Source organism: Variovorax sp. KK3, assembly GCF_001984055.1.
In the GTDB taxonomy this organism is placed as follows: Bacteria; Pseudomonadota; Gammaproteobacteria; order Burkholderiales; family Burkholderiaceae_C; genus Variovorax.
Window position 1 is genome coordinate 1 of sequence record NZ_LYVO01000065.1, and the last position, 20,218, is coordinate 20,218.

At 70.7% G+C, this 20,218-nt stretch carries 15 protein-coding genes and 1 pseudogene; 10 read left to right on the forward strand and 6 right to left on the reverse strand.

All coding sequences use genetic code 11. The features are described 5' to 3' along the window. Window positions 1-27 precede the first annotated feature (27 nt). A pseudogene (locus B0W80_RS36520) lies at window positions 28-333 on the forward strand (cadherin-like domain-containing protein); the annotation flags it as partial. Here B0W80_RS36520 and B0W80_RS35665 read toward each other — a convergent pair. Beyond that, on the reverse strand, window positions 315-479 hold the full coding sequence (locus tag B0W80_RS35665) for a hypothetical protein (RefSeq protein WP_179107021.1): 165 nt from the start codon (window positions 477-479) through the stop codon (window positions 315-317). The pseudogene B0W80_RS36520 and the gene B0W80_RS35665 overlap by 19 nt on opposite strands. A 17-nt stretch (window positions 480-496) precedes the next feature. On the opposite strand from B0W80_RS35665, the gene B0W80_RS34520 reads away from it, so the two are divergent. From B0W80_RS34520 to B0W80_RS25175, 6 genes are all read left to right on the forward strand, one after another. Next, the gene (locus B0W80_RS34520; RefSeq protein ID WP_179107022.1) at window positions 497-4,873 is read left to right on the forward strand and encodes an Ig-like domain-containing protein; all 4,377 of its coding nucleotides are present in this window, start codon (window positions 497-499) and stop codon (window positions 4,871-4,873) included. A 62-nt stretch (window positions 4,874-4,935) separates the two neighbouring features. Next, window positions 4,936-6,495: a TolC family protein gene (locus B0W80_RS25155; protein WP_083745628.1), complete on the forward strand. Its 1,560-nt coding sequence runs from the start codon at window positions 4,936-4,938 to the stop codon at window positions 6,493-6,495. Beyond that, complete coding sequence (locus B0W80_RS25160; protein ID WP_083745629.1) at window positions 6,492-7,451, forward strand: efflux RND transporter periplasmic adaptor subunit; 960 nt, start codon at window positions 6,492-6,494, stop codon at window positions 7,449-7,451. The genes B0W80_RS25155 and B0W80_RS25160 overlap by 4 nt, the downstream gene beginning before the upstream one ends. After that, entirely contained in the window at window positions 7,448-8,866 is a 1,419-nt protein-coding gene (locus B0W80_RS25165; protein WP_077001889.1) for an efflux RND transporter periplasmic adaptor subunit, read from the forward strand. The genes B0W80_RS25160 and B0W80_RS25165 overlap by 4 nt, the downstream gene beginning before the upstream one ends. A 4-nt stretch (window positions 8,867-8,870) precedes the next feature. Next, the gene (locus B0W80_RS25170) at window positions 8,871-11,036 is read left to right on the forward strand and encodes an HlyD family efflux transporter periplasmic adaptor subunit (protein WP_083745630.1); all 2,166 of its coding nucleotides are present in this window, start codon (window positions 8,871-8,873) and stop codon (window positions 11,034-11,036) included. A gap of 113 nt (window positions 11,037-11,149) precedes the next feature. After that, a complete protein-coding gene (locus B0W80_RS25175) occupies window positions 11,150-11,788 on the forward strand; it encodes a cytochrome c (RefSeq protein ID WP_077001890.1) in 639 nt (212 codons plus the stop codon). Between the two features lie 302 nt (window positions 11,789-12,090). On the opposite strand, the gene bchO is transcribed toward B0W80_RS25175, so the two are convergent. The 3 genes from bchO to bchI are packed head-to-tail and all read right to left on the reverse strand — an operon-like array spanning window position 12,091 to window position 15,853. Beyond that, a complete protein-coding gene (bchO, locus tag B0W80_RS25185; protein ID WP_077001892.1) occupies window positions 12,091-12,990 on the reverse strand; it encodes an alpha/beta fold hydrolase BchO in 900 nt (299 codons plus the stop codon). After that, complete coding sequence (locus B0W80_RS25190) at window positions 12,987-14,834, reverse strand: magnesium chelatase subunit D (RefSeq protein ID WP_077001893.1); 1,848 nt, start codon at window positions 14,832-14,834, stop codon at window positions 12,987-12,989. Before B0W80_RS25190 ends, bchO begins: the two co-directional genes overlap by 4 nt. After that, the gene (gene bchI, locus B0W80_RS25195; RefSeq protein WP_077001894.1) at window positions 14,831-15,853 is read right to left on the reverse strand and encodes a magnesium chelatase ATPase subunit I; all 1,023 of its coding nucleotides are present in this window, start codon (window positions 15,851-15,853) and stop codon (window positions 14,831-14,833) included. Before bchI ends, B0W80_RS25190 begins: the two co-directional genes overlap by 4 nt. 158 nt (window positions 15,854-16,011) lie before the next feature. Here bchI and B0W80_RS25200 point away from each other — a divergent pair, with 158 nt between their 5' ends. Further along, window positions 16,012-16,326: a high-potential iron-sulfur protein gene (locus B0W80_RS25200; RefSeq protein WP_077001895.1), complete on the forward strand. Its 315-nt coding sequence runs from the start codon at window positions 16,012-16,014 to the stop codon at window positions 16,324-16,326. Here the strand turns inward: B0W80_RS25200 and B0W80_RS25205 are convergent. Then, window positions 16,310-17,320 carry a LysR family transcriptional regulator gene (locus tag B0W80_RS25205; protein ID WP_077001896.1) on the reverse strand — a complete coding sequence of 337 codons (1,011 nt, stop codon included), beginning with the start codon at window positions 17,318-17,320 and terminating at the stop codon, window positions 16,310-16,312. The two genes, B0W80_RS25200 and B0W80_RS25205, sit on opposite strands and share 17 nt — an antisense overlap. Before the next feature lie 170 nt (window positions 17,321-17,490). On the opposite strand from B0W80_RS25205, the gene B0W80_RS25210 reads away from it, so the two are divergent. Together B0W80_RS25210 and B0W80_RS25215 are read left to right on the forward strand one after the other, a co-directional pair. After that, on the forward strand, window positions 17,491-18,270 hold the full coding sequence (locus B0W80_RS25210; protein ID WP_077001897.1) for an HAD-IA family hydrolase: 780 nt from the start codon (window positions 17,491-17,493) through the stop codon (window positions 18,268-18,270). 105 nt (window positions 18,271-18,375) lie between these two features. After that, entirely contained in the window at window positions 18,376-19,944 is a 1,569-nt protein-coding gene (locus B0W80_RS25215; RefSeq protein WP_077001898.1) for a cytochrome c, read from the forward strand. Here B0W80_RS25215 and B0W80_RS25220 read toward each other — a convergent pair. Then, complete coding sequence (locus tag B0W80_RS25220) at window positions 19,913-20,206, reverse strand: hypothetical protein (protein ID WP_077001899.1); 294 nt, start codon at window positions 20,204-20,206, stop codon at window positions 19,913-19,915. The two genes, B0W80_RS25215 and B0W80_RS25220, sit on opposite strands and share 32 nt — an antisense overlap. Window positions 20,207-20,218: the final 12 nt, after the last annotated feature.

The window sequence follows — 20,218 nt, forward strand, 5'->3', positions numbered from 1 at the left end:
GGCCCGGTGCCGGTCGTCACCTACACGATGACCGACGGCTCCAGCGGGGACACTTCGACGCTGACCATCACGGTCTCGCCGGTGGACGACCCGTTCAGCGACGCCGATGAAATCGTCAGCACGAACGAGGACACGCCGCTGTCCGGCTCGGTGCTCACCGGCACCACCAGCCCGGATGGCCCGGTCACGGTCACCAGCTTCACGGTGGCGGGCAACCCCACCACGTTCACTGCCGGGCAGGTGGCGACCATCGCCAACGTGGGCACGCTGGTCATCAACGCCGACGGCAGCTACACCTTCACGCCTGCGGCCAACTACAACGGCCCGGTGCCCGCGGTCACGTACAGCATGACCGACGGGTCCAGCGGCGATACGTCGACGCTGACGATCAGCGTGGCACCGGTGGACGATCCGTTCACCGATGCAGACGAGGTCGTGGCGACGAACGAGGACACGCCGCTTTCGGGCTCGGTGCTCACGGGGACGACCAGTCCCGATGGCCCCGGTCACCGTCACCAGCTTCCAGGTGGCAGGCAATGCGACCGTGTTCACCGCCGGCCAGACCGCCACCATCGCCGGCATCGGCACCTGCTGCATCAACGCCGACGGCAGCTACACCTTCACGCCGGTGGCCAACTTCAACGGTGCCGTGCCCGTGGTGACCTACACCATGACCGACGGCTCCAGCGGCGACACCTCGACGCTGACCATCACCGTCACCGGCGTCAACGATGCGCCGGTCGCCAATGCCGACACCGGAGCGGCGACCGAAGACACGCCGCTGTCTGGCAACGTGCTCGCGAACGACACCGACATCGACGGCGACACGCTGACCGTGACCACCTTCGGCATCGCGGGCGACGGCACGGTCTACGCGGCGGGGCAGACGGCCACCATCGCCGGCATCGGCAGCTTCATGCTGGGCAGCACCGGCGGCTGGACCTTCACGCCCGCGGCCAACTACTTCGGCCCGGTGCCGGTCGTCAGCTACACCGCGACCGACGGCAGCGCGCTGACCGCTTCGACGCTGACCATCACCGTCGCGCCGGTCAACGATCCGCCCGTCAACACCATCCCGTCGACCTACCTGACGAACGAGGACACGCCGGTGAGCCTGACCGGCCTACAGGTGAGCGACGTGGACGCGAACGGCGGGACGATCCGCGTCACGCTGAGCGCGCCGACCGGCGCCTTCACCGCGACCTCGGGTGCCGGCGTGGCGGTGAGCGGCAGCGGCACCGGCGCGATCGTGCTCGAAGGCACGCTCGCCGACATCAACGCCTTCCTGGCCAGCGGCGCGCGGCCGAGCTACGTGCCAGTGAACGACGCCAGCGGCAGCGTGACGCTGACCATGACCACCAGCGACCTCGGCAACACCGGCAGCGGCGGCGTGCTCGTCGACGTGGACGCGGCCACGATCATCATCGTCGCGTCGGTCAACGACGCACCCTCGGGCGCCGATCGCACGGTGGTGCTGGCCGAGGACGGCACCTACACCTTCTCGGCGGCCGACTTCCCGATCACCGACGCGAACGACAGCCCGCCGCACGTGCTCGAATCGGTCATCGTCACCACGCTGCCGCCCGCGGGCCAGGGCGTGCTGCGCTTCAACGGCGTGGCGGTGGTCGAAGGCCAGGTGATCCCGGCCGGCAGCCTGGGCCTCTTGACCTTCACGCCGGCCGCCAACCTCAACGGCGCCGGGCTCGGCGCCTTCAGCTTCCAGGTGGTCGACAACGGCGGCACCGCCAACGGCGGGCAGAACACCGACCCGACGCCCAAGGTCTTCCGCTTCGACATCACGGCCGTCAACGACGCGCCGGTGGCCGGCCCCGACACGGTGGCGGCGGTGGAAGACACGCCGCTCACCATCGCGCCCGCCGCGCTGCTGGGCAACGACACCGATGCCGATGGCAACGCGCTGTCGATCGTGTCGGTGCAGGGCGCCGTCAACGGCAGCGTGGCGCTGGTGGGCGGCAACGTGGTGTTCACGCCGGCGGCCAATTTCAACGGGCCGGCCAGCTTCACCTACACCGTGAGCGACGGCAACGGCGGCACGTCCACCGCGACGGTGACGGTCAACGTCGCGGCCGTGAACGACGCGCCGGTCGCGGTCGACGACGTGGCGAGCACGACCATCAACACGCCGCTGGCCAACATCGCGGTGCTGGCCAACGACATCGACGTGGACGGCCCGCCGTTGACGGTGGTCGCGGCCAGCGTGAACCCGGCCCTGGGCACGGTCACCATCAACCCGAACGGCACGCTGAACTTCGTCCCCGCGCCGAACGTGGTCGGCCCGGTGCTGATCAGCTACACGGCCAGCGACGGCTCGCTCACCAGCACCGCCACGCTGACCGTGAACGTGGGCAACAACACGGCGCCGCAGGGCGCGGACAGCGTGGTGGCCGGCGTGGAAGACACGCCGCTCGTCTTGGCCGTGGCCAACTTCGGCTTCACCGACGCCGATGCCGGCCAGAGCCTGGCCAACGTGCGCATCGACACGCTGCCGGCCACCGGCACGCTGCAGCTCAACGGCGCGGCGGTGGTGGCAGGCCAGGTGGTCTCGGCGGCCGACATCGCCGCGGGGCGGCTGGTCTTCGTGCCGGCGGCCAACGGCAACGGCGCCGGCTACGCGAGCTTCACCTTCTCGGTGCAGGACTCGGGCGGCGCCTTCGACACGGCGCCGAACACGCTGAGCTTCGACATCGCGGCGGTCAACGACGCACCGGTGGCGTCGGCCGACACGGTGGCGGCCACCGAGGACACGCCGCTCACCATCACGCCCGCCACGCTGCTGGGCAACGACAGCGACGTGGACGGCAACCCGCTGACTATCACGAGCGTGCAAGGCGCCGTCAACGGCAGCGTGGCACTCGTCGGCGGCAATGTCGTCTTCACGCCTGCCCCCAACTTCAACGGCCCGGCGAGCTTCACCTACACCGTGAGCGACGGCAACGGCGGCACCGCCACCGCGACCGTGACGGTCAACGTCGCGGCGGTGGTCGCCCCGCCGACGGCCAACCCCGACTCGCAAGTGATCGTCCAAGGCACGAGCGCCACGGGCAACGTGCTCGCCAACGACGTGGATGTCGACGGCAACCCGCTCACGGTGCTGCAGTTCAGCTACGGCGGCACCACGTATGCGGCCGGCCAGACGGCCAGCATCGCCAACGTGGGCACGCTGACCATCGGCGCCAACGGCGCCTACGTGTTCGCACCGGTCGCCAGCTACTTCGGGCCCATGCCGGCGGCGAGCTACGTGGTGAGCGACGGCAACGGCGTCGCGAGCACCAGCTTGAGCATCACCGTCACGCGGACCAACACGGCGCCGGTGGCCGGCAACGACGTGGCTTCGACGCCGATCAACACGCCGCTCGGGAACATCGTCGTCCTGGCCAACGACAGCGATGCCGAAGGCGACCCGCTCACGGTCACCGCCGCCAGCGTGAACCCGGCCCTCGGCACGGTCGGCATCAACCCCGATGGCAGCCTGAACTTCACGCCCGCGCCCAACGTCAGCGGCCCGGTGCAGGTCAGCTACACCGTGAGCGACGGCCGCGGCGGCACCGCGACCGCCGTGCTCACGGTCGACGTCGGCCCCAACACGGCGCCGCAGGGTGGCGACGCCACCGTGGCGGGCGTCGAAGACCTGCCGGTGGTGCTGACGCTCGCCGACTTCCCCTTCAGCGATGCCGACGCGGGCCAGGCGCTCGCCAACGTGCGCATCGACACGCTGCCGGCCGCCGGCAGGCTGTTCTACAACGGCACGCCGGTGGTGGCGGGCCAAGTGATCTCGGCCGTGGACATCGCCTCGGGCCGGCTGAGCTTCGTGCCCGGCGCCGACGGCAACGGCGCGGGCTATGCGAGCTTCGCCTTCAGCGTGCAGGACTCTTCCGGCGTGTTCGACACCACGCCCAACACGCTGCGCTTCGACTTGGCGGCCGTCAACGATCCGCCCGTGGCCTCGTCGCCGCCGGCATCGACGGTGCAGGACCAGCCGGTCGCCGGGCAGATCGCCGCCACGGACGTTGACGGCACGGTGTTCGTCTACGCGGTGCAGCAAGGGCCGATGCACGGCACGCTGACGGTCGACGCGCAGGGCCGCTACGTCTACACGCCGCTGCCGGGCTACGTCGGCCTCGACGGCTTCACCGTGTCCGTGTCCGACGGCCAGGGCGGCATCGCGCTCGTGAGCGTGCCGGTGTCGATCGCACTGCCCACCCTTCCGGGCCTGCCGCCTCCGTCGCCACTGCCGCCGCCGGGCGTCGCGTCCGACGGCACGGACGTGAGCCAGCTGATCGCGATGGGCCAGCCCACCTGGCCCGCCGGCCGCGAGGTGGCCGGCGACTGGGGCTACCAGCACGACGGGCGCCAGGGCATGGCCGTGCCGCTCTACATCGACGAGGCCGTCAACCGCGTGCGCTCGCTGAACGGCACGCCCTTCCTCGACGGCACGGCGCCGGTGCTGCGCACGGTCAACGGCATCCGCTCGCTCGACGGCATCGCGCCGATCGGAAGCGGCACGCCGATCCTCGACCTGGTGGAGAACCTGCGCGACCGCTACCGGCTGCTCGACCCGGTGCAGGCCCTGTTCGAGCAGCAGGGCGATCCGAACGTCACCGAGGCCACGCAGGGCGGCAGCGACGTGGTGGTGGGCGACATCCAGCCAGACGGCCCTGGTGCCGACGCGATGCCGCCGCCCGGCGGGCCGCGAGCCGGCGGCCCGGCACCCGCGGCGCCGCCGGAACCGCGCACCGTCGGCGAGTTGTTGTTCAGCGAGCAGATCGAGCTGCACGCGCACGGCCCGTCCGACGACACCGAGTTGCTGGCCGCCGCGTTGCGGGCCGGACTTCCCCATCGCCCTGCACCTTGAGATTTCCGTGCCGGCAAGACTTCCGTAGAAGAAAGAGAGAACCGAAGATGCAGAAGCCTGCAATGCCTTTCCCTCGACCGGCCACCGATCGCCGCACGCCGCGGCGGCCGGGCACCGTCGCAGTCGCAGCCGCCATCGCCGCCCTGCTCGCCGGCTGCAGCGTGACGCCGGAGCCGCTGTCGCAGGAGGCGCTGACGGTGCGCGTGAACCGCAACCTCGCCTCGCTCACCACCGGGCAGGAGCCGGTGGGCAAGGAGATCACGCTCTACGAGGCCATGGCCCGCGCGCTCAAGTACAACCTGGACTACAAGGTCGCGATGATGGAAGAGGCCGTGCGCTCGCGCGAACTCGACCGCGCGCGCTACGACATGCTGCCGCAGCTGGTCGCCAACGCCGGCTACAGCTCGCGCGACAACGACAGCGGCGCGAGCAGCCGGTCGCTCCTGACCGGCCGGCAGTCGCTCGAGCCCTCGACCTCGTCCGAACGGCAGACCACCGGCGCCGACCTGAGCCTGAGCTGGGACGTGCTGGACTTCGGCGTCTCGTACGCCCGCGCCAGGCAGCAGTCGGACCAGACGCTGATCTCGCTCGAGAACCGCCGCAAGGTGGCCAACCGCATGGTCGAGGACGTGCGCACGGCCTACTGGCGCGCCGTGAGCGCCGAGCGCCTGATCACGCGGCTGTCGCAGCTGGCCGGCGAAGTCACCACCGCCCTCGACGATTCGCAGGAGCTGGCGCGACGCCGCAACACCAGCCCGCTGGCCGCCCTCACCTACCAGCGCGACCTGATCGACGTGGAGCGGCAGATCCAGTCGCTCCAGCGCGAGCTGGTGATCGCCAAGGGCCAGCTCGCCGCGCTGATGAACCTGGAGCCCGGCACGCCCTTCAAGCTGGCGCTGCCGCAGCGCAATGCGCTGTCGACCGACTTCTGCATGTCGGGCGAAGGCATGATGAAGGCCGCACTCGCCAACCGGCCCGAGCTGCGCGAGGTGGCCTACCGCCTGCGCATCAACGAACAGGACGGCACCGTGGCCCTGCTGCGCAACCTTCCCAGCCTGCGCGCCTTCATCGGCACCAACTACGACTCGAACGACTTCCTCTACAACAACCACTGGTCGGGCGTCGGCGTGCGCGCGAGCTGGAACCTGATGAGCATCTTCCGCTACCCGGCCGACAAGCGGGTCATCGAAGCGCAGACCGAATGGCTGGGCGAGCGCGAACGTGCCCTCACGATGGCCGTGATGACGCAGGTGCACGTGAGCCGCGCGCAGTTCGCCTTCGCGCGCCAGTCGCTGCTGACCGCGGCGCGCTACTCGCAGGTGCAGACGGGCATCAACGACCAGGTGCAGTCGGCCTTCAAGGCCCGGCAGGAAGGCCGCCAGCGCTTGATCCGCGAAGAGATGAACGGCCTGCTCGCCGAGGTGCGCTACGACCTGGCCTATGCCGACATGCAGAACGCCTTCGCCAACGTCTACAGCTCGGTCGGGCTCGACAGCTTCACGCCCGACGTGAGCAGCAGCGATGCGGTGCCGGTGCTGTCGGACAAGCTGCAGAAGCTGTGGCTGAGCCGGCAAGACCTGAGCGGCGCCACGAGCGCGACCGCCTGCACGGCCAGCTCATGAAGCCCGAAGCCGACGCGCCACCATCCGCGGGCCGCCCGGGCGTCTCGCGCAGCGGCATCGCCATCGGCGCGGCCTTCGCCGTCGCGCTGGGCGCCATCGCCTGGGGCTACCTGGGCGGCGGGTCGGGTGGGCGGCAGGCGCCGCCGGCATCGACGGCGGCGGTGGCCGTGCCTGCGTCGGCAACCGCACCGGCATCCGCGACCGTGCCGACGGCGCTCGCCCCCGACCTGCCGCGCGCAGCCGCACCCGCGACCGGCACGGCCAGCGGCAACCCGGCTGCCGCCGCGCGCGGCGTGGTCAAGCCCAAGGACGAGGTGCTGTTCTCCGCCAAGATCGCCGCGCGCATCGCGCAGATGCCTTTCAAAGAAGGCGAGCGCTTCAAGAAGGGCGACCTGCTGGTGGGATTCGACTGCTCGCGCCTGCGCGCCGAGGCCAATGCCGCCTGGGCCGCCAATCGCGCGAGCCGGCAGGTGCTGCAGCAGAGCGTGGAGCTAGACACCTACAACGCCATCGGCAAGAACGAGGTGCAGATCGCCCGCGCTAAGTCGGAGCAGACCGGCGCCGAGGCCACCGCGCTCGAATCGCAGATGCGCGACTGCAGCATCTCCGCGCCCTTCTCGGGCATCGTGGTGCAGAACATCTCGCACCAGCACGAGAACGCCGCGGCCGGCAAGGAGCTCATGCGCGTGCTCAACGACAGCGAGCTCGAGATGCACCTGATCGCGCCCTCGGCCTGGCTGGCCTGGCTGCAGCCCGGCAGCGCCTTCCGCTTTCGCATCGACGAGACCGGCCGCACGCACGAAGGCAAGGTGATTCGCCTGGGCGCCTCGGTCGACCCGGTGAGCCAGACGGTGCGCGTGGTCGGCACCTTCACCGGCGGCCGCGACGGCGTGCTGCCCGGCATGAGCGGCAGCGCCGACTTCGACCGGCAGGCCAACGCGACGGCATCGCGATGAGCGTCTCGCCCCGCAACGATCCGAACGGCGCCGAGAGGCCGCCGGCCGCGGCGCCGCGCGTGGTCGATGCATCGCCGCGCTTTCGCGACCCGACGCTGGTGCTGCTGGAGCTGGAAGCCGACATCCGCCGCCAACAGACCGAGAAGGAGCTGGTCTTCCACCTGCTCAACGAGACCAAGCGGCTGCTGCCCTTCCGCCAGTCCTTCGCGCTGCGCCGGCGGCATGGCAGCGCCGCCTTCCAGGTGATCGGCGTGTCGAGCCTCGCGGCCGTCGACCGCAACGTGCCGCTGATCGGCTGGATCGAACGACTGGTCGCCGCCCTGCCGCCCGCGCAGCTGAACGCAGCCGCGCCGCAGGCCTTCGGCCGCGAGGCCTTCGTCGAGGCCGAGGAGCGCGACGCCGCGGCCTACCCCTTCGGCCACGCGCTATGGCTGCCGCTGCGCGTCGACGACGGCAGCGCCTTGGCCGGCGCCCTGCTCTTCGCCGACGCACCCTGGACCGAGGGGCAGCAGAAGATCGCGGCACGGCTCGCCGACACCTATTCGCACGCCTGGGGGGCGCTGGCGGGGCCGCAGCGCGCCTGGCAACGCTGGCGCTTCGACCGCCGCACCCGCTGGCTGCTGGCGGCGGCGCTCGCGCTGCTGTGCGTGTTCCCGGTGTCGATGAGCGCGCTGGCGCCGATGGAGGTCGCCGCCTCGGAGCCCGCGGTGATCGCGGCGCCGCTGACCGGCGTGGTGGCCGAGATCCTGGTGCCGCCCAATTCGGCCGTGAAGGCCAACCAGCCGATCCTGCGCTTCGAAGACACCAAGCTGCGCAACGAGCTGGAGCTGGCGCAGCGCCGGATGCAGGTGGCCCAGGCGCGCTTCGCGAGCACCTCGCAGGCCGCCATCGACAGCGCCGATGCGAACCGCGAAGTCGCCATCGACAAGGCCGAGCTCGAGCTGGCCACCGCGCAGCACGACTATGCGCGCGACCTGCTGGCCAAGGCGGTGCTGAGCAGCCCGGTCGACGGCGTCGCCGTGTACACCGACCGCCGCGACTGGCAGGGCCGGCCGGTGGAGACCGGCCAGCAGATCATGAAGGTGGCCAACCCCGAGCGCACCGAGTTCAGCGTGTTCCTGCCGGTGCACGACAGCCTGCTCATCGAGGACGGCGCGCGCGTGCGCATCTACCTCGACAGCGACCCGCTGCGCCCCATCGATGCGCAACTGGTGCGCGCGGCCTACCAGGCCGAGAAGACGCAGGGCGACACGCTGTCGTTCCGCCTCGCCGCGCGCGCGAGCGACGGCGCAGCGATGCGGCCGCTGCGCATCGGCACGCGCGGCACCGCGCAGATCTACGGCGGCAAGGTGCCGCTGATCTTCTACGTGCTGCGCCGGCCCATCACGGTGCTGCGCCAGACGATGGGCTGGTAGCGGCATGGCCGGTACGCTCATGCTCCAGGCGGCGCAGCAAGACCTGCCCGACGACACGCGCCTGCCCGAGCTGCGCGAGGAGCTGCGCATCGACCGCAGCGCGCCGCTGCTCGACGGCGCGCCGAGCTGGAGCATCTTCGACCCGGTGCGGCATGCGTACTTCCAGATCGGCCAGGTCGAGCTGGCGCTGCTGTCGGCCTGGCGCGGCGGCACCGTCGGGCGCGTGAAGCAGCTCTTCGCGCAGGCGCAAGGTGCCGAGCCCGAGGCCGGCCTGGTCAAGGCGCTGCTGCAGTTCCTGCTCGCCAACAGCCTGGTGCGCGCGCCGCTGGGCGACTCGGTGCGCAGCCTGGGCGCGCAGGCCAAGGCGCAGCAGCAGCACTGGTGGACCTGGCTGCTGCACCACTACCTGTTCGTGCGCATTCCGCTCGTGCAGCCCGACCGCTTCCTGCGCCGCACGGTGCACTGGGTGGCGCCCCTCTTCACGCGCGGCTTCGTGGCGCTGGCGGCGGTGCTCGGGCTGGCGGGGCTGTACTTCGCGTCGCGGCAGTGGGACGAGTTCATCCACACCTTTCCCTACTTCTTCTCGCCGCAGGGCCTGCTGGTCTACGGCCTGAGCCTGGCCTTCACCAAGACGCTGCACGAGCTGGGGCATGCCTATGCCGCCACGCGCTACGGCTGCCGCGTGCCGACCATGGGCGTGTCGTTCCTGGTGCTGGTGCCGGTGCTCTACACCGACACCACCGACACCTGGAAGCTGCGCTCGCGCCGCCAGCGGCTGCTGGTCGACGGCGCGGGCGTCATCACCGAGCTGTGCCTCGCGAGCATCGCGACCTTTCTGTGGGCCTTTCTTCCGGCCGGGCCGCTGCGCAGCGCGGCCTTCGTGATCGGCACCACGAGCTGGGTCAGCACGCTGGCGATCAACCTGAGCCCGTTCATGCGCTTCGACGGCTACTACTTCCTGTCGGACATGCTCGGCGTGCCCAACCTGGCGGCGCGCGCGCAGGCCTTCGGGCAATGGAAGCTGCGCGAGTGGCTGTTCGGGCTGCGCGCGCCGATGCCCGAGCCGGCATCGCAGCGCACGGCGCGCCGCTTCGCCTTCTTCGCGTGGGCCACGTGGGTCTACCGCTTCTTCCTGTTCCTCGGCATCGCACTGCTGGTCTACCACTTCTTCTTCAAGGCGGCCGGCATCTTCCTGTTCGCGGTAGAGATCTGCTGGTTCATCGTGCTGCCGGTGTGGCGCGAGCTGCGGCAGTGGTGGACCCTGCGCGGCGCCATCACGCGGCGCCCGCGCGGCCTCATGACGCTGGGCCTGCTGGGCCTGCTGCTGATCGCGGCCTTCCTGCCGCTTGACCGCAGCGTGAAAGTGCCCGCGGTGCTGGGCGCGGCGCGCGAGGAGCCGGTCTTCGCGCCCGAAGCCGCGCAGGTGGCGCAGCTGCACGTGCGACCGGGGCAGTACGTGCGCCAGGGCCAGGCCCTCTTCACGCTGCATTCGCCGACGCTGGAGCAGGAGGAGCGCGAAACGCGCATCCGCCTCGCGCTGCTGCAGGCCCGGCTCGCCCGCGCCGTGGCCGACAAGATCGACCGCGCCCAGACGCAGGAACTGCTGCGCGGCGCGGTCGCCGAGCAGGAGAAGCGCACCGGCCTGGCCCGGCGCCGCGCGCTGCTGGAGGTGAAGGCGCCCTTCGACGGCACGGCCGCCGACGTCGATGCAGACCTGCATGCGGGGCAATGGATCACCGGCAAGCAGCTGCTGACGCGCATCGTCGACACGCGCGGCGTGGAAGACCTGCGCGGCTACGTCGAGGGGCAGGACGCCTGGCGCGTGCGCGCCGGCGCGGAAGGCCGCTTCGTGCCCGACGATCCACGGCTGCCGAGCCTGAAGGTCGCGCTCGCGGATCTGTCGGCCGTGGCGGCGGAGGAAATCGAGCTGGCCTACCTGCAGTCGGTGAACGGCGGGCCCATCGCGGTGAACGTCACCGACAAGGGCAAGGCGGTGCCGGACCAGAGCCAATACCCGTTGCGCCTGCAGCCGGTGGCCGCGCAACCCGACGGCCTGCACGCGCGCCAGGTCATGCGCGGCATGGTGACGCTCGACGCCGCCGGCGAAAGCCTCGCAGCCAAGGCGACGCAGCAAGTGCTGCGGGTGCTGGCGCGCGAGAGCGGGCTTTGATGCGATGCATCGCGCCGCGCGTCGATGCGTGGCGAACGCGATGCGTCGTTCGTTGAAACGACGAGCGCTTGGCGCCTAGAATGGCCGCCTGTCTCGCGTTGTGGACACTTGCGATGAAGCACATTGCGTCCTGGCTGGCCGCCTTCGCTTTCGGTGCCGTTTCCGGCATGGCGCTGGCTGCCGATGCGCCGGCCGGCAAGCCCGCCGCCGCCAAGCCCGACCTGGTCAAAGGCGAGCAGGTGTACGCCGCCAAGGCATGCGTCGCTTGCCACGCCGCCGACGGCAACTCCAGCGTGCCGGCCAATCCCAAGCTGGCGCAGCAACACCCCGAATACCTCCTGAAACAGCTGCTCGAATTCAAGTCGGGCAAGCGCAAGAACGCCATCATGACCGGCATGGCCGCCACGATGACGGACGACGAGATGCGCGACGTGTCCTGGTTCCTGGCATCGAAGGCGGAGAAGCCGGGCTTCGCGAAGGAGCGCGACCTGGTCGTCATCGGCGAGAAGATCTACCGGGGCGGCATCGCAGGTCGCGCGCCGGCCTGCGCCGGCTGCCACAGCCCGAACGGTGCCGGCATTCCGTCGCAGTACCCGCGCATCGCGGGCCAGCATGCGGACTACATCGCCTCGCAGCTCACCGCGTTCCGCGACGGCGTGCGGGGCAACAGCGGCCCGATGACCGGCGTGGCCGCGAAGCTCAACGATCGCGAGATCAAGGCCGTTTCCGACTACATCGCCGGCCTGCGTTGAAGGCCGAAAGCCGAACGCCGAACGCCGAACGCCGAACGCTCAACGATCTCCCGCGGCGGCACACGTCCTCTGCTTGACCCATGCCACTGCGGTTCTTCGTGCGCAGCGGCGTGCGAGCTCGGGCGTGGTGCAAGGCTGCGATGTCGATCGCACGACGGGCAGGCCGCCGGGCCAGCACAGCTCGCCGATGACGACGGGCCAGAACTGCCCTCGATCGTCGGGCACGGCGCAACACATGAACGACCAGCCGCAATAGTTGAACGGCTGCAGCGCCGGCGCGCTGGTCAGGTGGCGCTGCCGCTTCATGCGTACCTTGCCGCCTCGTCGAAGCGCGAGCGCCGCTCCAACGCAAGAATCGACGACGCGACCCGCTGCGGCATTTCTTCGTGCGCAAGATGACCGACGCCGTCCAACTCCAACAGGCTCGCCCCGGCGACCCACCGCTGCACCCGCCGCGATTGCGATGGCGGAACGGCGCGATCCGATGCGCCGGTGACCAGATGCAGCCGCGACCCGAGCGCCGGCAGCCGTGCATGCAAGGGCGCGACGTTCCAGCGCGCCATCATGCCGAGCGCCGCAGCCACGTGAACCGGGTTGCGCACCAATCGTGCATAGAGCGCTTCGCCACGGGCATCGAGCTTGGAGCCGGTGCTGCCGACCAGGCGCCGCACGGCCATCGCATCGGCGGCGCGCCACGCGAACAAGCGGGCGGCGATCGAGTTGAGGGCCATCGCCCGCGCCGCCTGCGGCAGCACCAGGCCCGCCAGGCCGGCGAAGAACACGAAGGCCCCGTTGAGCGCGACGATGGCTTCGGCATCGACCTGCTCGCACAGGCACAGTTGTGCCGCCAGGGCCGCCCCTGCGGAATGCCCCACGATCACCGTCGGCCTGAGGCAGAGGCGCTCCAGCAGCGCGCTCAGCACGTCGGCCATGCCGTCGAGCGACATGAACTGGCCGGGCGGCATCGAGGTGAATCCATGCCCCGGCAGGTCCACCGCGACACAGCTGAACGCCGGCGCGAGCAGCGGCATCAGGTCGCGCCACGAATGGCTCGCGGCACCGGTCCCGTGAATCAGCAGCAGCACCGGGCCGTGGCCCATGCGCTGCACGTGCCAGCGGATGCCCGCCGCCTGCACGAAGCTGCTGTGCTCGCGGTGCGGCCAGTCGAGGCCGTCCACGTTCCAGTCCAGCGCACGACTCATGGCAAGGCCCGGTCTGCGGCGGCGGCGCGAACGAAGCGGGACATCGCGAAGGCATCGGCATGCGGCAGCGGCAGGTACACCGCACCCAGCGCGTCGGCCAGCTTTCGTGCCGGCGGTTGGGCATGGGGCGATGTGTCGAGCACCAGCGTGTGGATGCCCGATGCGCGCATGAGCCGCGCCGAGTGCAGCGCCTCGATGCCGGCGCGTTCGCGGCCGCCGGTGCCGTCGAGCGCCACGTTGGCGCAGCCGTCGGTGAGCAGAACGGCCACGGGCGTGCAGCCGCGCCGCCGCGCCGATTCTGCCAATGCCACGGTCGCATCGATGGCCGTCGCCAAGGGCGTGCCGCCGCCGCCGGCGAGTCCGGCCAGGCTGCGACGCGCGCGCACGAGCGAGCGCGTGGGTGGCAGCAGCACCTGTGCGCTTCGCCCGCGAAAGGCGATCAGCGACACGCTGTCGCGGCGCACGTAGCAATCGGCGAGCAGCAGTTCGACCGCGCCCTTGGCTTCGCACAGGCGATGCAGCGCGGACGATCCGGACGCATCGACGGTGAACACGATCGTCGTTTCGCTGCGCTGCTTGAAGCGCATGGTTCGAAAGTCTTCGCGGCGAACCCGCACCGCCGCACCGCCGGCGTTGGGCGGCGCTTCGCTTCGGCGGCGCAGGCCCTGCCAGGGTGCGGCTGCACGCAGCGTATCGATGAGGCTGAGCCGTGCACCGTCGCGCGGGTGGCCCGGCGTCACGCCGTTCGGCCGGCCGCGTCGGCCTTGGGAGGCGGGCCCGGCGAGTCCCTCGCTGCGGGCCGAGCGTCGATCGGCATGTTGCGACGCGAGCAGCGACAGCAGGCCTGGCGGGAGCACGGCCGATGCGGCTTCGAGCACGCGGTCTTCCTGCACTCCCGCCTGCGCCTGCGCCGGCGCGTCGCCATCGGCTTGCGCTTGCGCATGGCCGGCGCAGGTCGGCGACGGGGATTGCCGGTCCTCGGCCTGGCCTTCACCGGCCGGGCCGGGTTCTGGCTGATCCGCCGGCGAATCCGGGTCCGAGCCGGTGTCCGGCAGCATCGTCGCCCTCGGCAGCAAGACCAGCCGCGCCGCGAGCGCCGCGTCCGACACCTCGGCTTCCGCGCGTCCCTGAAGTGCCGCATGGGCGCGCGCGGCTCGGAGCGCGAGCACCGAGCCGCGCAGCGAATCGACGCCGAGTGCCAAGGCCGCCGCGCACAGCGCCTCGACGACGTCGGCCTGCACCGCAACCGTCGGCAGCAGCCGGCGTGCGTCGGCGATGTGCGTTCGCGTCCAGCCATCGGCGCTCGCATCGATGCAGGCCGGCGCGAAGCCGAGGTCGAGGCCGAAGGCGAGCCGGTCGCGCAACGCGTCGGGCAGGCGCTCGTCCACGCCGATGCCCTCGTCCAGCGCGATCAAGCCGATGCGTGCCGCATGGCAGCGGCCAAGCCCGTCGCGCTGCACCTGGACCTGCTGCGTGTCGAGCACCGCCGCCAGCTGCGCCGCGGTTCGCGGCGACAGCCGCTCGGCCATGCAGGCGATCACGATGCCGCCATCGGATTCCGCGAGCAGCCCCTTCTGCTCGACCGGTCGTCCCGCGCGCAGTGTGGCGGCCAGGTCGTGGCCTCCCAGCAGCCGGTCGTCCTGGACGTGATGCGGGAGACGGCGCAACGGCGCGCCTTCGGGCAGCAGCGCCGCGACGTCGCGCAGCCAGGCATCGCGCGCCGGCCCCGCGGGCGCGCGAACGACCACACCGCCCAGCCCGACCGCGTCCACGCACAGCAGCGCAGCGACCAGGGCTTCATCGCCGGCTGGTGTCGATGTCGGCGCGGCAGCGCTCGTGTTCACAGCCCGAGCAGTTCTTCGACGGCCTTGCCGACGCGCACGGTCGAACCGCTGTCGTCCAGCGGATTGCGCCGCAGCCGGTGCCGCAGCGCCAGCGGCGCGACGCGGCGCAGGTGGCTGGCGTCGAGCGCCTGCTGGCCATCCAATGCGGCCAGCGCGCGGGCGGCGCGGATCAGCGTGAGTTCGCCGCGCAGGCCGTCGGTGCCCAGGCTGATGCACAGGCGCGCCGCGCATTCGAGCACCGAGTCAGGCACCTGCACCCGTCCGAGCAGTGCCTTGGCGGCGACGATGCGCCGCCGCACCTTGGCATCGTGCGGCGCCCACTGACGCGAGAACGCCGCCTCGTCGCGGTCGTAGGCGTCGCGCCGGCGGATCACCTCGACCCGCACGGCCAGGTCGCGGGGCGTGGTCACTTCCACAGAAAGGCCGAAGCGGTCGAGCAGTTGCGGCCGCAGTTCGCCCTCTTCCGGATTGCCGCTGCCGATCAGCACGAAGCGCGCCGGGTGGCGCACGCTCAGCCCCTCGCGCTCGAGCACGTTCTCGCCGGATGCCGCGACGTCGATCAGCAGGTCGACCAGGTGGTCTTCGAGCAGGTTCACTTCGTCGATGTACAAAAAGCCGCGATGCGCGCGTGCCAGAAGGCCGGGCTCGAAGGACTTGACGCCCTGCGAGAGCGCACGCTCCAGGTCGAGGGCGCCGACGACGCGGTCTTCGGTGGCGCCCAGCGGCAGGTCGACCACCGGCACCGGCACGCGCTGCGTGCGCCTCGCGGCCTTGGTCTTCCTCGACGCCGCGCAGTGCTCGCAGGAGGCGCCCGACGCTGCGGGATCGCAGTGGTAGGGGCAGTCGGCCACGGCCCGCATCGGCGGGAGCAAGGCGGCCAATGCGCGCACCGCGGTCGACTTGCCGGTGCCGCGGTCGCCGAGAACCAGAACGCCTCCGACCGTGGGGTCGACCGCCGCGATCAGGATCGCCGTCTTCATGTCGTCCTGGCCGACGATGGCAGAAAAGGGAAAAACCATGGTTGCACTCCGAAGCTGAGCCAACGCTCGATCGCCCTGCTCGATCGCCTTGCTCGATCGCCTTGCTCGATCGCGCCAAGTGTCATCTTTAATTGACAACACTGCGTGTCAGACTATACAACGGTTGGTCTCGAACCACATGAAAAAAAGGACGCCCCATGAGCCACCCAAGTCGCAGGACATTCGTGATCAGCGTCGTCGCCGGCAGCGCCGGCCTCGGCGCGTCGCATGCCTGGGCCCAGGCAGCCACCCTGACCGAAACCGACCCGCAGGCCGCGGCGCTCGGCTACAAGGCCGACTCGACCAAGGTCGACAAGGCCAAGTACCCGCAGCACCAGCCCACGCAGATGTGCAACAACTGCCAGCTGTTCCAGGGCAAGGCCGCCGACGCGACCGGCCCTTGCCAGCTCTACGCCGGCAAGATCGTCGCCGGCAAGGGCTGGTGCAGCGCGTGGGTCAAGAAGGCGGCCTGAGCGATCCACGGGAGCGCGAACCGGCGCCGCGCCGGGGCCGCGTCGAGGGGCGTGCCGAACCGGGCTCGATGCGGGCGATGCGCGCATCGACCTGGCGCTGACCTTCCGCGCACAGGAACGCCTCGAAGGCCGTGGCCACCTGCGACAGCTGGCTGGTCGCGAGGTGCATCACGTGCCAGTCCCGCTCGATCGGGTTGTTGGCGATCGGCAGCAGCGCGAGCAGCCCCGCGTCCATCTCGAGCACGCAGGTGTGCAAGGACAGGAACGCGACGCCGAAGCCGGCCGCGCACATCTGCTTGATGGCCTCGTTGCTCGACAGCTCGGAGCCGATGCGCAGCGGCAGCGCCGCGTCCTTGAACAGCTGCTCGACCATCGCCCGCGTGCCCGAACCGCGCTCGCGTACGAGGATCAACTCGTCCGCCAGGCGCTCGATGCCGGGCCGGCCGTCAACCATCAGCGGATGGCTCGGCGCGGCGACGAAGGCCATCGGGTGCTTGGCAAACGCGTGCGACACCGTCTTCAGCTCACGCGGCGGCCGGCCCATGATGGCCAGGTCGACGCCCTGCCCCGCGAGCATCCGCACGATGGCATCGCGGTTGCCCACCTGCAGCTTGACCTTGACCTTCGGATTGGCATTGGCGAAATCGACCAGCAGCGGCGGCAGCAGGTATTCGGCCGTGGTCACGGCCCCGACGCGCAGGGTGCCCGAGAACACGCCCTGCAAGGTGGCCATTTCGTCGCCCGCTTCCTGCCACAGCGCCAGCAGCCGGGCCGCATAGTGCGCCAGCAGGTCGCCGGCCTCGGTCAGGCGGATGCCGCGGCCCGAGCGCTGCACCAGCGGCGTGCCCGCCGACGCTTCGAGCCCGCTGATCTGGATCGACACGGCCGGCGGCGTCAGGTGCATCTCGGCGGCAGCGAGCGACACGCTGCCCAGACGCGCCACCGCGTCGAAAGCGGCCAGCTGCCGGAACGTGGCGTTGCGAGCGAGCGTCATGGGCTCATGTTAGGAATCGCTTAAAGCTTCGTAAATAGATTTAACTTTTCGTGATGAGTCCTTGTGCATAGATTCGGCTTCTTCGGAAGCCCCCAGCGGCTTCCGGCGGCCACTCTCCAACGCGCCGCCGCATGTGTCGCACGCCATGAGCCGAACTCGCGGGAGCCGAAATGCAGATCAAGGCCTTCATCTTCGACGTCGACGGCACCATCGCCGATACCGAGGAGGCGCACCGCATAGCCTTCAACCAGGCCTTCGAATTGCACGGGCTGGGCTGGCACTGGGGCGCGGCAGCGTATCGACAACTGCTCGACGTGGCCGGCGGAAAGGAACGGATCTGCAGCTACCTGGACGCGCTGCCGATGCCGGACGCCGAGCGGGCTCGCATCAGGTCGCGGGTGCGCGACATCCATCTCGACAAGACGCGGTTCTACAGCCTGGCGATCAAGGACGGCGGGGTGCCCTTGCGCGCCGGCGTCGCACGCCTGTTCGACGAGGCGCTGTCGCGCGGCTGCAAGCTCGCGATCGCCAGCACCGCCACCGCCGGCAGCATCAGCGCCTTGCTGCACTCGACCTGCGGGCCGACCGGGCTCGACATGTTCACGGTGATCGCTTGCGGCGACCAGGTCGCGTGCAAGAAGCCGGCGCCCGACATCTACCAGCTCGCACTGCGCCGACTCGGCATCGCGCCCGAGCAGGCAGTCGCCTTCGAGGATTCGGGCAACGGGCTGCGCGCCGCCACCGCGGCCGGACTGCGCACCGTCGTCACGCCCTGCTTCTGGACCGAGGGCCACGACTTCGGCGACGCCGCCCTGGTGTTGCCTCACCTGGGCGGGCCCGACGTGCCGCTACCCGGCGAGCCGGGCCGGCAGCTGCACGGCGCGCCGTGGCTGACGTGCGAGGAGGTGGAGCGCATGGCGGCACGCCATGCGGCGGTCGCGATGCAGTGAGGTCGCGCGCATTCGGCACTTCCTACGCCCCTGCGGCATGGCGGCGTACAGCCGGCCCCGCGCCGTGGACGAAAGATCGGCGACCCGAGACAGCCCGGAGCCGCGATGTCGCACGCCTCGAAGATCCTTCTGTCGCAACGATGGATGCAGTGGGCAGGCATCGCCCTGGTTGCCGTCGCTCCATGGATCGCGGCGGCTGCCGACGCCACCATGGCGGACACGGTGCGTCGTGGCGCCTACCTGGCCAACGCGGGCGACTGCCTCGCATGCCACACCAGCAAGGGCGGCCAGCCCTTCGCCGGCGGGCTGTACATGAACACGCCCTTCGGCCAGATCTCGACGCCGAACATCACGCCCGACCGCAAGACCGGCATCGGCGACTGGAGCGACGACGAGTTCTACCGGGTCATGCACGAAGGCATCGGCCGCCACGGCGAGTACATCTACCCGGTGATGCCCTTCCCCTGGTACACCACGGTGACGCGCGACGACGTGCTGGCCATCAAGGCCTTCCTGATGACGCAGCCGGCAGTCGAGAAGCCGCGGCCGCCCATCAAGCTCGCGTTCCCGTTCAGCGTGCGCACGTCGCTGCTGGCCTGGCGGCAGGTGTTCTTCGAGCCGGGCACGTTCGCGCCCGACCCCGCGGCAACCGACGAGGTGAACCGCGGGCGCTACCTGGCCGAAGGCCTGGCGCATTGCGGCGAATGCCACAACGCGCGGCCCGTGGCCGGCACGTCGAAGTGGAAGGGATCGTTGCAGGGCGGGGTCATCGACTCCTGGTACGCACCCAACATCACGCCCGACCCGCGCAACGGCATCGGCCGCTGGAGCAACAGCGAGATCGCGAACTACCTGAAGACCGGCATCGCACCCGGCAAGAGCGTCGCCGTGGGGCCGATGTCGGAAACCGTTCACAGCCTGAGCAAGTTGAGCGATGCCGATCTGCTGGCCATCGCGGCTTACCTGAAGGCCACGCCGCCCGCCCCGGCGAAAGGCGTCGATCGAAAGCTCGCCCTGTTCCAGGGCCGCGACGCGCGGGGCGGCGAGGCGTATCTCAACTTCTGCGTGTCGTGCCATGGCATCGACGGCAAGGGGATGGCAGGGACGATCCCGGCGCTCGACGGCAATGGCGCGGTCACGGCCAAGGGGCCGCAGAACGTCATCAACGTGATCGTCGGCGGGCTTCAGGCGCGCGAGAAGTACGCGCCGATGCCGGCCATCGGCGCCGGCATGAGCGACCAGGAAATTGCCGACGTCACGAACTACGTGCGCCAGGCATGGAACAACAGCGCACCTGCGACCGCGCAAGCCGGCATGGTCGCCGACGCGCGGCGCAACGCCGACACGCTGATGAGCGCGGGCGGCGTGAGCGGCTGCCCGAAGGTCGACACGCCGAGCCTCGGCAAGGCTTTCGAAAGCCAGCGCGCGGCCATCCGCACACAGCTCGCCGGCATGACTGACGCGACGATGCCGGCCCAGGCGCAACGCCTGGTGGCGCAGCTGCGTGCGCGTGCGCCCAGAGCCGACAACGCGGAGCTGATCAACGGCCTGGCCCAGGCCTACTGCAGCGCGATGCGCGACGACCGCAAGATCGAGGCGAACGAGAAGTCGTTGCGGCTGGGCCGCTTCAGCCAGCTGGTGTTCATGGCCGCGGACGGGCAGAAGCTGCATTGACCCAGCGCCGCCACATGTCCGCGGCATGGCTCGCCCCGGCGGCCAGCAACCACAGGGCGATCCACGGGACGCCACCGCTGTCGCCCAGCGCGCATCGCAGGGCCGCCATGAGGCACAGGCCCGATACCAGGTTGAGCAGATAGGCGCCAGGCCGCGGCCCACGACCCGTGAGCCGGTGAAGCGCGACCAGCACGATGGCTTCGGCGGCCGTCAGCGCGATCACCGCGTCGACCAGGAACAGGAAGATCGGGGAGCTGTCCACGGCCCGCTCCGG